Raw genomic sequence first — 12,178 nt, forward strand, 5'->3', positions numbered from 1 at the left:
TTCCCAATGTCCGTCATCACCTTTATGATAGACATTCACACTCGATTTCCCGCTCCCAATGTCCGTCACATCCGCCATCTTTAATAGAAATCTATTTTATATCTTTAAGTAATTTCCCTAATTCATATATTCCCTTTCTTATTTCTTCCATAGAGGCGCATCCATAAGAGATTCTTATAAATTGCCCGGAGGTTTCTGCGTAAATGCTGCCTGCATTTAATACAATTCCCTTGGATAATGCTTTTTCAAATAATTTAGGTGTTTTGAATTCGGGTTTTACTTTTAGCCATATAAACAATCCTCCTTGGGGGATTTCCCATGTAGCATAATCAGAAACGTAACTATCCAACGCGTCTAATGCAGCAGTTCTACGAATTCTTAATTGTTCTCTTACGGTTTTGATATGAGCTTCATAAAGGCCACTTGTAAGCCATTCTGCTGCCACAAGTTGGGAAAGAGTACTAGAACCATAATCAGATTGCATTTTAAGATCTGCCAAACGTGAGATGACCGATTCTGTACCAGCAATCCAGCCAATTCGTAAGCCTGGGCTTAACGTTTTGGAGAGGCTTCCCAAGTAGAGTACATTCCCGTTCAAATCCTTTGATTTTAATGAAGCTGGCGGGGGGCAATCCAACCATAAATCTCTGTACACATCATCCTCAATAATTGGAAGTTGGTGTTCTTTGCAGACATCCAACAGTTCCTCTCTCCTTCTATCTGACATTAGCTTTCCAGTGGGGTTATGGAAAGTAGGATTTGTATAAACTATACTGTTATCTGTGTGTTTCGCTTGATAGAGAGTATGCAGCATTGGTCCCTCTTGATCCATTGATAGTCCCTTCAGCTGCATACCTGCAGATTGGAATACAGATAGAGAATAGAGATAGGAAGGTTTCTCAAGAAATACGGTGGAACCTTTTTTTAATAAACCAATTGAGATAAGATGCAAGGCTTGAAGCGCACCAGATACAATTAAAATTGCTTCAGGTGATACGTCCATCCCTCTCTTATTTAAATACTGGCTTATTGCGTAACGGAGTCGAATATTCCCCTTTGGCTTTTCATAACCTAATGCTATTTCTTGTTCTGCGACTCTTTTGACCACTGATTTCATTTTATCTCCAGGAAACAAATCTTTTGCCAATTCACCTTTACACAATTGGATAAACGCTTCATTTGCTTCCGCCTCATTAATTGCTTGTACAGTTGCTACACTTGCCTTATGTGTCCCTAATGAAACATTTTCATTCCAATTTGCTGTTGGATTATTCCCCATTAATGTCCACGTATTATTAGTAACAATTGTACCTTTGCCAGCTACACCTTTAATAAGTCCGTCTGCCATCAATTCCTCCAAGGCCGTAATTACAGTACTCCTATTAACATTAAATGTCGCTGCGAGAGTTCGCTGGCTGGGAATCCGACTACCTATTACCCATTCACCTTTGGCAATTTTTTCTTTTATGCATTCTATAATTTCCATATATTTAGGCTTACTCATCTAACCCCTCATTTCAAACAACTGGTTGGTTTTCATTTAATAAACTGGTTGAAGACATTTTACCAAAATGCCGTTATGATTGGAAACACAAAAATAAGTTGGTTGGATTAAGAGACGGGGGGATTAATTATGAGAGTTAAATTAAAACCAAAAATAGTTATTGCTCAATTATTAACCATTATCCTATGGGCCTCAGCATTCCCTGGTATCCGAATAGCATTAACAGCATACTCCCCAGAGCATCTTTCACTTTTACGGCTTGTCATTGGCTCTGCTCTATTACTGATTATCGCTATCTTCTTAAATATGCCTTTGCCTGAATTAAAGGATATACCAGTCATTCTCTTATTGGGGTTTTTGGCATTTGCCGTATATCATGTAGCCTTAAATTATGGGGAACGCACCGTGAGTGCAGGTGTAGCAAGTTTACTCGTTTCTACTACGCCAATTTTTACAGCGCTCATAGCTTTTCTTTATTCTGGTGAGCGACTGAAAGTCCAAGGTTGGATGGGTGCATTGATCGCCTTGATCGGAGTCGTATTTATTACGATAGGAGGCTCTTCTACTAATTTTTCATTTACTATTGGAATATTTTTAGTTTTACTGGCAGCTCTATCCGAAAGCTTTTATTTTGTTTTCCAACATACCTATTTAAAGAAATACGGATTCTTTCCTTTTACCATGTATACGATTTGGGCTGGAACCATCAGCATGCTGTTTTTTACCCCTGGATTGGGGCAGGAGATATTACAAGCGCCTATGGAGGTTACGTTAGTAGTCATCTATCTGGGAATATTCCCAACAGTTGTACCTTACTTTGCAATAGCATATGTAACATCAAAAAATGGAGCAGCCGAAGCCACAAGTGCCCTATACCTTACACCTGCATTCTCTTTCCTGATTGCTTGGGTTTGGTTGGGCGAAACACCTACAATATATGCGATTCTTGGTGGAATCCTCACATTATTAGGTGTTTCAATTTCCAATATAAAATATAAAACAGAAGAAAATGATGTATCTTGGGAAGACCGTTCTAAGAAATTACCTAATTCTACTTAAATAGAAGTGTAATTTCTATATATATAAGGGATGCTTTTTAACATCTCAAATTAAAAGCTCAGGATGTTTCTAGAGGAAAATAAAAAAGGACTCTGTAATAGAGTCCTTTTTTTATAAGTTACGCCTTAACAACGTTAGTTGCTTGAGGTCCGCGTTGTCCTTCTTCGATATCAAAAGAAACTTTTTGACCTTCTTCTAAAGTTTTGAATCCTTCACCTTGGATAGCTGAGAAATGTACGAATACATCGTCTCCACCTTCAACTTCGATGAAACCGAAACCTTTTTCTGCGTTAAACCATTTTACTGAACCTTCTTGCATGTTTGTTTCCTCCTACGTGGCATAGCCACATTATATTACTATTGTTGCTCAATTAGAAATCGAAGGTGAAAATTAAATCCTTCTTACACACCGAACAAGAATAATTACTCTTAATTATAATGGAAAAAAAATAAAATGCAAGGGATTATACAAAATTAGTAAAAAATTTTTACATAGTGGATTTTTTCACTGAAAATTCACAGGAAGGATCAGCCCCCAGTATCTTTTTCCGTTGAGCTGGAATCCTTCTTCTGTGCATCCGTTGAATCCTCTGTTTTATTTGGGCTGTTACTTTGACTAGTTACATCTTCCTTACTACCACCATCCGATTGTTCATCTGTTTTATTTCCCGAGGAGCTCTCGTCTTCTTTATCTTCTTTATTAGATCCATCCCCTGTACTACCTTCCTCTTTTTTCTCATTATCCTGTTGGTCGTCTTTATTCTCTTGATCTTGCTCCTGATCTTTTCCTTGATCCTTACCTTGATCATCGTTTTGCTCTTGATCTTTGTTCTTTTCTTCCTTCTTGTCTTTCTTATCTTCTTCATCTTCTTCATCTTTTTTATCTTTCTTTTTCTGTTCTTTCTCTTTCTGTTCTTGCTCTTTCTTTTCCTGCTCTTGTTCTTTTTTATCTTTTTCTTTCTCTTTCTCTTTATCTTCCTTTTCCTTCTTATCTTCTTTCTCTTTCGGCTCAGGCTTATCTGGTACTGGAATTGGCTTCGTTTCAGGAACAGTACCTTTTACGAATAATTCGGTAACAGTATTTTCTTCTGGTGTATATTTATTTGCTTTAAGGCCGGTTTCTTTATCAATTTCCACTTCTATAACCGAAGAAGGTTTTTCAAAGTCGGATGTCTCTTTTTCTTTTGATACTTCTTCCATAATATACTTGAAGATCAATTTGGAAATATCATCATCTTCTTTTTTAATATAGGTTTCCTGAGTTGTTTTATCATATCCGGTCCAAACTGCTGCAGTATAGTCAGTTGTATAGCCTGCAAACCATGCATCCGATACACCTTCACCCTGAATATGCTCTGGTAGCATTTTTGTACCGGTTTTCCCTGCTAATGGCAGACCAGGAATATTCGCCATTGTTCCAGTTCCTTCTTTAACCACTGTTTTCAACATGTCTGTAACCATATATGCTGTATAGTCACTCATTGCTTTTACTGATTTCGGTTGAAAGTTTTCTTCCTTACCTTCAGGATAAACTACTTTCCGAATGGTATGTGGTTTATTATATTCGCCTTTGTTACCAAAAGCAGCGTATGCTCCCGCCATGTGAAGTGGTGAAGTCCCGTGTTCAAATCCACCAATTGCATAAGATGGATATACATTCTCCAAGTTGATTCCTAATTTTCCTGCAAATTCCTTAGCATTCTCCGGGCCGACCTCTTGCATGGTCTTAATTGCTGGAATGTTATAAGACCATTGCAATGCGGTACGCATAGAAATCTCACCATGGAACCTTCTATCCCAGTTCCGGAAAGTCTTTCCATTTATTTCTACCTCTTCATCTTTAATCTGCTTATACGTAGACCATTTTAATTTTTCAATTGCTGGGCCATATGCCATAATCGGCTTTGCAGTAGAACCAGGCTGCCGTCTTAATTGTGTTGCATAGTTATATCCTTTCTTAATATCTTCCTCACCCGGACTTCTATCCCCGCCAATTGCACGAATAGCTCCTGATTTTGTATCAAGGAGGACGACACCAGCTTTCAGCTTATCGTCAGGATAGGAGATATATTCATCTGTCGTTAATACTTTGTCAGTGAATTTCTGAGCCTTTGGATCAAGGGTAGTGTAAATTTTCAAGCCAGAAGTATAAAGATCTTTTTCAGAAATCCCATTTTTCTTTAGCTCATAAATAACTTGATCGATATAGCTATCGTAAGATGTATTGTCTTTTTGCTGCTCTGTTAGCATATCTTTTACTGCAGTTGATTGAGCTTTTTCGCTCTCCTCAGCGGAAATAAAACCATGCTTTTCCATTAATGAAATAACTGTATCTCTTCGTTTCTTAGCAAGCTCCGGATGCTTGTATGGATTATAACCACTTGGCCGTTGTGGCAGGCCTGCAAGTAGAGCTGCTTCACTGGTGGTCAGCTCGTCTACTGATTTACCAAAGTAAACTTCCGCTGCTGTAGAAACTCCATAGGCTCCTTCACCAAAATAAATTTTATTCAGATACATTTCCAATATTTCTTTTTTGGTGTACTTTTCCTCCATTTTCACTGCCAAATAAGCTTCCTGGACTTTTCTTTCTATCGTTTTCTCCGGACTGAGAAAAGATTTTTTCACTAACTGTTGTGTAATGGTACTGGCACCTTCCGCCCCAAACCCATTCTTTAAATTCGCAAGCACAGCCCCACCAATACGTTTAATATCAACGCCTCCATGCTCCCAAAATCGGACATCTTCTACGGCGATGAAAGCATTTTGCACATGCTTCGGTATTTTATTAAGTGGAACAATTTCTCTGTATTCTTTCCCAGCTACATCTGTCACTTCCTGGTCATTCATATCATAGATAGTAGATGACTGGGGATTTTCCAACTGGGCAGGAGTAATTTCCGGTGCATCACTTATGTATGCTATTACTGTATAACCACCTAAACCGATAGCCAATACAGCTATTAAAACAAATGCTAAGAAGGTACGAAATAGAATTTTTCTAGATTTACTTTTTTCTTTCTTCCCCTTCTTTTTTTCTTTTTTATATTGTTGACGAGACTGGAGATCTTCACTCATGCCTCTCCCCTCCTTAAGACGCTTCATTCCTTATGAGAAAATACCCAATTCCACTTCATCTGAAACATAAAGAAAATAGTGATTCTTTTTTATTTATCCAATGAAGTATTTCTTACACCTAATTCAGTATAGTAAATCTTTATTGAAAAGAAGTAACATTCAAAGAAATATATGGCTTATTTTCTTTAATTTAGGGAAAACAACAGATAAATTCCTTTCGTTTGTCGACAATTTGTGACAAAAATTTTACTATAAATTGAAAGTTACATGACACTTTCAAAAACACGTAAAAAAACTTATTCAAATTTGGTATACTCGGGAAATCCGATAATGAATAAATTTTTTAAAATAATGGATAGACAGGAGGGGCAATCCCATGAAATCTAAACTTCTGCGGTCAAAATGGATTGTTTTAGCATCACTTGTTTTACTCGTATTTTTGAGTGGCTGTGAAGGCATATCAGTACTTGATCCAAAAGGGCCAGTTGCGGAAAAGCAATATGATCTGATTATATACTCCCTATGGTTTATGCTTGGAATTATTGTAGTAGTATTCGCTTTGTTTACGTACATGATCATCAAATATAGGGAAAATCGCCCGAATCGTAAAGAAAGTGACTATGCTCCAAACCTACATGGTAATAAAGCAATTGAAGTAGTATGGACAGTTATCCCTATTATCATAGTGATAATGTTATCTATTCCAACAGTTACTACCCTATTTGATTTGGAGAAAGCACCCGAGCCTGTAGAAGCAGAGCCGGCGAAAGAACCATTGGTTATTCATGCAACAACAGCTGATTGGAAGTGGTTCTTCAGCTACCCAGAACAAAATATTGAGACGGTCAATTATTTACACATACCAAAGGACCGCCCAATTGAGTTTAAACTTACCTCAGCAGATGCGATGACAGCACTTTGGATTCCATCTCTCGGAGGACAAAAATACAACATGGCTGGTATGCAAACGACATTATTCCTTCAGGCAGATGAAGAAGGTGTCTATGATGGACGTAATTCCAATTTTAATGGAGAGGGCTTTGCAGCTCAGACCTTTAAGGTACATGCAGAAAGCGAGTCAGCCTTTAATGAGTGGGTAAGCAACATACAAAATGAATCCCCAAAATTAACACAGAAAAAGTATGATGAATTACTTAAACCTGGTCTAACAGATATAGATTCATTTTCTTCCACTCATTTAGAATATGTGAATCATGCCACAAGAGAAGGCATGGATTATTCAGTTAAACGTTATCGGGAGCTCTTTGAGCAAAAACTTCATTTAGACAAAATTAAAGAAGAGGAAACTTTTCAGTAAAGGATTAGGAAAGCAGGTGAAACCATGAATATAAAAGCCCTTTTAGTTGATGGCGACCCGCTCATTTATGGAGCAATGGTCTCTATTGGTCTTGTAACAGTAGCAATCCTCTTTCTATTAACCTATTTTAAGAAATGGGGATGGCTATGGAGGGAATGGTTAACTACGGTTGATCATAAAAAAATTGGGATCATGTATATCCTGAGTGCCCTTGTCATGTTATTCCGTGGTGGAATGGACGCCATGATGATGCGTGTGCAATTGGCATTTCCGGATTTAGGTTTTTTAGATTCCCAACATTATAATGAAATTTTTACAACACACGGTACAATTATGATTATATTTATGGCAATGCCATTTTTAATCGGATTAATGAATATTATTGTTCCATTACAAATAGGAGCACGAGACTTCGCATTTCCTTATTTAAATGCATTAAGTTTCTGGGCGTTCTTCATGGGGGCAATGTTATTCAACATTTCCTTCGTTATTGGAGGCTCTCCAGATGCTGGGTGGACAAGCTATACACCACTATCTGGTGCTGCTATGAGTCCTGGACCAGGGCAGAACTTTTACTTAATGGGACTGCAGCTTTCAGGGATAGGTACTTTAGCAACCGGGATTAACTTAATGGTAACAATCCTAAAAATGCGTGCACCTGGAATGAAGCTTTTCCATATGCCGATATTCACATGGTCAACACTAGTGACTTCATTCATAATCGTGTTTGCTTTTCCAATACTAACGATCGCACTAGCATTACTAACGATCGACCGTATATTTGGCTCACAGTTCTTTACATTAACAGGTGAAGGCTTACCAATGATGTGGGCAAACCTGTTTTGGATGTGGGGACACCCGGAAGTTTATATTGTAATCTTACCGGCGTTCGGAATATTTTCCGAAGTTATCGCCACATTTGCAAAGAAACGCCTATTTGGCTATAGTGCCATGGTATGGTCAATGATTATTATTGCCTTACTCAGCTTTTTAGTTTGGGTGCATCACTTCTTTACAATGGGTGCAGGCGCCTTTGTCAACTCTGTATTCTCCGTATCTACGATGTTAATTGCAGTTCCGACAGGGGTTAAAATATTTAACTGGCTTGCCACCTTGTATAAGTCAAAAATCGAATTCTCTGTCGCCATGTTGTGGGCATTAGCCTTCATCCCAAGCTTTATACTTGGCGGAGTTACAGGTGTTATGCTAGGAATGGCAGCAGCAGACTTCCAATTCCATAATTCTTATTTCCTTATTGCGCATTTTCACTATGTGTTAATTGCAGGAACTGTATTTGCTTGCTTCGCAGGTCTTGTATATTGGTATCCGAAAATGTTCGGTCACAAAATGAACGAGCGTATTGGAAAATGGGCCTTCTGGTTTTTCGTAATTGGTTTCCATGTTTGTTTCTTCCCACAATACTTCCTGGGATTAGACGGAATGCCTAGAAGATTGTTTATAACAAATGTGGTAGAGTGGTTGCCACTAAACGTTATTTCAACTGTAGGTGCTTTTGGAATGGGCATCGGCTTCGCTATCTTCGTTTATAACGTTTACTATAGCTACCGTCATAGCGAACGTGAAACAACAGGAGATTCTTGGAATGGCAATGGACGTACACTGGAGTGGGCTACAACTACACCAGTTCCTTATTACAACTTCGCCACTGTGCCACATGTGGATGAGATCGATCCATATGTACGAATGAAGAAAGAAGGAAAAACAACCTTTGATGAACCTAATGTAAAACCGATCCACATGCCAAGCTATACCGGACGACCATTTATTATGATGGCTTTCCTTGGATTAGCAAGCTTTGGTCTCGTATTTGAATGGATTTGGCTGGCTATTGTTGGTTTAATTGGTGGAATTATTTTCATGATCCTTCGTACTTATGATTATGATGAAGGTTATTATGTAAGTGTTGAAGAAATTAAACGCACTGAGCGGAAAGCAAGGGGGTTATGATATGTCGGAAGAAGTAAAAACTACCGGTCCATTAGAATACAGAACAAATGAAGGTCAAATGACTATTCTCGGTTTCTGGATTTTTCTTGGAGCTGAGGTCGTCTTGTTTTCTACCTTATTTGCAACCTATGCAGTACTATTTGGCCGTACTGCGGATGCTCCGACACCTGCCGAACTGTTTGAGCCAGGCACCGTTTTAATCATGACCTTTTTATTGCTTACAAGTAGCTTTACATGTGGTTTAGCTGTCCATGAAATGCGAAGAGGTTCTGTGAAAGGTCTAACTAGGTGGATGTTAGTTACACTTGTGCTTGGGTTAGGATTTCTTGGTTTTGAAATCTATGAATTTATTCATTATGCACATGAAGGTGCTACAATACAGTCCAGTGCCTACTGGTCAGGCTTCTTTATTTTAGCTGGTACCCATGGTTTACACGTTACACTTGGTATTGGCTGGGCATTCGCGTTACTGCATCAAATTTCAAAACGAGGTATAACAAACGTAACAAGCCGTAAATTCTTTATCATCAGTTTATATTGGCACTTCTTGGATGTTATTTGGATCTTCATTTTTACAAGTGTCTATTTAATAGGGATGGTGTTATAGTATGGCAAACAGTAAGAAACGAATACCAACCAACCATATTGTCGGTTTCCTTTTATCACTAGTTATGACCATTGTCGCTGCATGGGCAGCATTGCAGTCTGACTTACCAGTAATGTGGATTATAATTGGAATTATGGCACTTGCGGTTCTCCAAGCCGGCGTCCAATTATTCATGTTTATGCATGTTACCGAATCAGCAAGCGGGAATGGCCATGTACCATGGAATATGATGTTCCACGGCTTTGCGCTTGCAGCAATTGTCGTAGCAGGTTCCCTATTCACGATGTCATTTGGGTTTAGTCATGACCATGGGGATAACGGGGGCAATGAGCAACATCATGAACAACATCAAGAGGAATCAGGATATTAGTATAAAGACGAAGGAGAAGGAAGTAATGAAAACAGAACTCGAAAGCGTACAAAAAAATACGTGGAAGCCAATGTTTTTATTTATTGCCTGTATCATTCTTACAGCCTTTTCCCTGGGTGGCTTTCTTTATTCCTCTTATGAGCCAAAGTTTATACTTTTAATAATTACTGTGCTTGCATTTATTCAAGCAATGTTTCAGCTATTTAAAATGCAACCAAGTCATGAATAAAAAAACGCGCTTGCTTCAACCTGATTACAGGTTCGGCAAGCGCGTTATATTTATTAGATTAATTTTCCTGTAGTGTAGCAGGTTTTTCTTCCACCAAAGCGATAATGAACATGATCCAAGCAACATGAGCACCAATAAGACTTCCGTAGAACATCATCCAAGAAATTGAAAAAACTCCAGGTGCGGTAAAAAACATAATTTGAAAACTGTACAACCACATACCGACGAGCAGCACGGATTGAACTACCGCAAATACCGGCCTCTTTAGTTGAATTAATAGAAATGGCGTAATTGTTGCCAATAACAAGAACATTGCAGTAACACCCATTTATCTCAGCTCCTTTGGTTGTTTTTTTGAAAACGATTTCTCTTATAAAACTATTGTAACAAATAATTCCTATTTTGGACACAAAATGTACACATTTATTTTAAATTTATTTATTATTTTCCCTCTGATAAAATTACAAAACATATAGTGGTAGAAAAAGCTGTTAATTATTGAAAAACTGTCACATGATAAAATCCTCGACTTGTCTTATAATAGTACAAGGAGACATATTGTTACCAGTTGGTTTTAGCCAACGATTAACCTGTTAAGGAAAAGGAAGATAGATATAATGAACAAAAAAATGGGAGCAAAGCATAAATCAGTTGATATTTTATCAAAGACTGTAAAAACGGGAATTATACGATCCAATTTAATACCCATGTTTGCCGGTCTTACTTTAGCGATGTATACGTACCAATTCGGCATCATGGAAAAGCTCCCTGATATACTATTTGCGATAGTAGGCTCTGCGTTTGTCATCGCAGCAGCTGGAGCATTCAATAATCTGTATGACAGAGATATTGACGCTGTTATGGAAAGAACGAAAAGCCGTCCAACCGTCACTGGTGATATTAACTTCCATACTGTCCTGTGGCTGGCTATCATATTAAGTATTACGGGGATCGGTTTATTAAGCTTAACTACTTGGCTTGCTGCATTACTCGGGTTTTTGGGGCTGTTCTTTTATGTTGTACCATATACGATGTGGACGAAAAGGAGAACAGTGTATAACACAGAGGTAGGGAGTATCTCCGGAGCCATGCCTCCACTAATTGGCTGGGCAGCAATATATCCTGATATTAGTCATCCAGCCGTCCTGGGATTGTTTGTTGTTATGATTATTTGGCAAATGCCGCATTTTTACGCGATTGCGATTCGAAACCACAAACAATATGAGGCAGCAAAGGTTCCCATGCTACCTGTAGTAAAAGGAATTAGAAGAACATATCTGCAAACAAATGTTTACTTGATCATCATGATTGCGATAAGTTTCCTTTTTGGTACATTGAGCTTAGGCTTAATGCTTGTTGCCCTATTGTTAAGTTCAGGATGGCTCATTTTAAGCATTACCCAATATCACAGAGCAAGCTCTGAAAAGTGGGCGATCTCTCTATTTGTATATTCGCTTATTCATATGACAGTATTATTTTCAACTGTCATTATTTATTCGCTGATGGGGATTATTTTTAACTTATAGTTGGTGCATGAAAGCTGGTATTACAAAAGAGGCTCGGTTGATGAGCCTCTTTTGTATTGTTCTAATATGAAGCTTGATTCAGGCATTTGTATTAAGCATCGGATATGTATTATAATGAGCAAATAAAATAGTGACATAATACCCCGGTGTAGGAAGGAGAAATCACAATGCTAAATTGCTCCTGGTGCAATAAAAAGATCGGTGAAAATGACCCGTTAAGCGCAATCGATATTAAGTTTCAGAAAGGAATGGACTTCTCTGATCGGGAAGGTGAAATTATTCCTGTATATCTGAAATCAGCAGATAAAAATGTTTCAATGATTGTAACCACATCAGATTCTCTTGCAAAGAAAAAAGGACAAGATGGCTTATTTCCTGTATGTAGTGATATTTGTGGAATAAATCTAAAAGAAGCTTTGAATGCGGATTTGGGAAAGTAATTATAAGATAGTGCCATCTAGAAAGGTATTGAATTATTCTCGTACTTTTTTGAGAAACATGAAATCTAAGTATAGCAAAAGA

Annotated in this window: 12 protein-coding genes; 8 read left to right on the forward strand and 4 right to left on the reverse strand. The window is 38.0% G+C overall.

The window, feature by feature from the left end:
• Window positions 1-91: 91 nt before the first annotated feature.
• A complete protein-coding gene (pdxR, locus tag JCM12304_RS15005; protein ID WP_060681291.1) occupies window positions 92-1,504 on the reverse strand; it encodes a MocR-like pyridoxine biosynthesis transcription factor PdxR in 1,413 nt (470 codons plus the stop codon).
• Window positions 1,505-1,633: 129 nt separating this feature from the next.
• On the opposite strand from pdxR, the gene JCM12304_RS15010 reads away from it, so the two are divergent.
• The gene (locus JCM12304_RS15010) at window positions 1,634-2,563 is read left to right on the forward strand and encodes a DMT family transporter (RefSeq protein WP_060681293.1); all 930 of its coding nucleotides are present in this window, start codon (window positions 1,634-1,636) and stop codon (window positions 2,561-2,563) included.
• A 118-nt stretch (window positions 2,564-2,681) separates the two neighbouring features.
• On the opposite strand, the gene cspD is transcribed toward JCM12304_RS15010, so the two are convergent.
• Both cspD and JCM12304_RS15020 read right to left on the reverse strand, forming a co-directional pair.
• On the reverse strand, window positions 2,682-2,882 hold the full coding sequence (gene cspD / locus JCM12304_RS15015; protein ID WP_019376924.1) for a cold-shock protein CspD: 201 nt from the start codon (window positions 2,880-2,882) through the stop codon (window positions 2,682-2,684).
• A gap of 209 nt (window positions 2,883-3,091) precedes the next feature.
• Entirely contained in the window at window positions 3,092-5,638 is a 2,547-nt protein-coding gene (locus JCM12304_RS15020) for a transglycosylase domain-containing protein (RefSeq protein WP_060681295.1), read from the reverse strand.
• Between the two features lie 376 nt (window positions 5,639-6,014).
• On the opposite strand from JCM12304_RS15020, the gene qoxA reads away from it, so the two are divergent.
• Genes qoxA through JCM12304_RS15045 form a run of 5 tightly spaced genes read left to right on the forward strand, consistent with a single transcriptional unit; the run spans window position 6,015 to window position 10,130 of the window.
• A complete protein-coding gene (gene qoxA / locus JCM12304_RS15025) occupies window positions 6,015-6,956 on the forward strand; it encodes a cytochrome aa3 quinol oxidase subunit II (RefSeq protein WP_060681297.1) in 942 nt (313 codons plus the stop codon).
• Window positions 6,957-6,980: 24 nt separating this feature from the next.
• On the forward strand, window positions 6,981-8,924 hold the full coding sequence (gene qoxB, locus JCM12304_RS15030; RefSeq protein WP_060681298.1) for a cytochrome aa3 quinol oxidase subunit I: 1,944 nt from the start codon (window positions 6,981-6,983) through the stop codon (window positions 8,922-8,924).
• A gap of 1 nt (window position 8,925) precedes the next feature.
• Complete coding sequence (gene qoxC / locus JCM12304_RS15035) at window positions 8,926-9,531, forward strand: cytochrome aa3 quinol oxidase subunit III (protein ID WP_019376928.1); 606 nt, start codon at window positions 8,926-8,928, stop codon at window positions 9,529-9,531.
• Between the two features lies 1 nt (window position 9,532).
• Entirely contained in the window at window positions 9,533-9,901 is a 369-nt protein-coding gene (gene qoxD, locus JCM12304_RS15040; protein WP_060681300.1) for a cytochrome aa3 quinol oxidase subunit IV, read from the forward strand.
• Between the two features lie 25 nt (window positions 9,902-9,926).
• Window positions 9,927-10,130, forward strand: coding sequence for a cytochrome C oxidase subunit IV family protein (locus JCM12304_RS15045; protein ID WP_060681302.1), 204 nt, complete (start codon window positions 9,927-9,929; stop codon window positions 10,128-10,130).
• 58 nt (window positions 10,131-10,188) lie between these two features.
• Here the strand turns inward: JCM12304_RS15045 and JCM12304_RS15050 are convergent, their stop codons facing one another.
• Window positions 10,189-10,458, reverse strand: coding sequence for a spore morphogenesis/germination protein YwcE (locus JCM12304_RS15050; RefSeq protein ID WP_019376931.1), 270 nt, complete (start codon window positions 10,456-10,458; stop codon window positions 10,189-10,191).
• A 289-nt stretch (window positions 10,459-10,747) separates the two neighbouring features.
• Between JCM12304_RS15050 and cyoE the strand changes: the two genes are divergently transcribed.
• The gene (gene cyoE / locus JCM12304_RS15055) at window positions 10,748-11,656 is read left to right on the forward strand and encodes a heme o synthase (RefSeq protein WP_060681304.1); all 909 of its coding nucleotides are present in this window, start codon (window positions 10,748-10,750) and stop codon (window positions 11,654-11,656) included.
• Window positions 11,657-11,823: 167 nt separating this feature from the next.
• The gene (locus tag JCM12304_RS15060) at window positions 11,824-12,096 is read left to right on the forward strand and encodes a hypothetical protein (protein ID WP_019376933.1); all 273 of its coding nucleotides are present in this window, start codon (window positions 11,824-11,826) and stop codon (window positions 12,094-12,096) included.
• Window positions 12,097-12,178 lie beyond the last annotated feature (82 nt).

The organism is Virgibacillus halodenitrificans JCM 12304, from assembly GCF_001310895.1.
In the GTDB taxonomy this organism is placed as follows: domain Bacteria; phylum Bacillota; class Bacilli; order Bacillales; family Amphibacillaceae; genus Virgibacillus_Q; species Virgibacillus_Q halodenitrificans.

What these genes read in the sequence shown, in the direction of transcription:
- JCM12304_RS15010 (WP_060681293.1), top strand. Translation starts at nt 1,634, where the DNA reads ATGAGAGTTAAATTAAAACCAAAAATAGTTATTGCTCAATTATTAACC.
- qoxA (WP_060681297.1), top strand. Translation starts at nt 6,015, where the DNA reads ATGAAATCTAAACTTCTGCGGTCAAAATGGATTGTTTTAGCATCACTT.
- JCM12304_RS15045 (WP_060681302.1), top strand. Translation starts at nt 9,927, where the DNA reads ATGAAAACAGAACTCGAAAGCGTACAAAAAAATACGTGGAAGCCAATG.
- qoxC (WP_019376928.1), top strand. Translation starts at nt 8,926, where the DNA reads ATGTCGGAAGAAGTAAAAACTACCGGTCCATTAGAATACAGAACAAAT.
- pdxR (WP_060681291.1), bottom strand. Translation starts at nt 1,504, where the DNA reads ATGAGTAAGCCTAAATATATGGAAATTATAGAATGCATAAAAGAAAAA.
- cspD (WP_019376924.1), bottom strand. Translation starts at nt 2,882, where the DNA reads ATGCAAGAAGGTTCAGTAAAATGGTTTAACGCAGAAAAAGGTTTCGGT.
- qoxB (WP_060681298.1), top strand. Translation starts at nt 6,981, where the DNA reads ATGAATATAAAAGCCCTTTTAGTTGATGGCGACCCGCTCATTTATGGA.
- qoxD (WP_060681300.1), top strand. Translation starts at nt 9,533, where the DNA reads ATGGCAAACAGTAAGAAACGAATACCAACCAACCATATTGTCGGTTTC.
- JCM12304_RS15020 (WP_060681295.1), bottom strand. Translation starts at nt 5,638, where the DNA reads ATGAGTGAAGATCTCCAGTCTCGTCAACAATATAAAAAAGAAAAAAAG.
- JCM12304_RS15060 (WP_019376933.1), top strand. Translation starts at nt 11,824, where the DNA reads ATGCTAAATTGCTCCTGGTGCAATAAAAAGATCGGTGAAAATGACCCG.
- cyoE (WP_060681304.1), top strand. Translation starts at nt 10,748, where the DNA reads ATGAACAAAAAAATGGGAGCAAAGCATAAATCAGTTGATATTTTATCA.
- JCM12304_RS15050 (WP_019376931.1), bottom strand. Translation starts at nt 10,458, where the DNA reads ATGGGTGTTACTGCAATGTTCTTGTTATTGGCAACAATTACGCCATTT.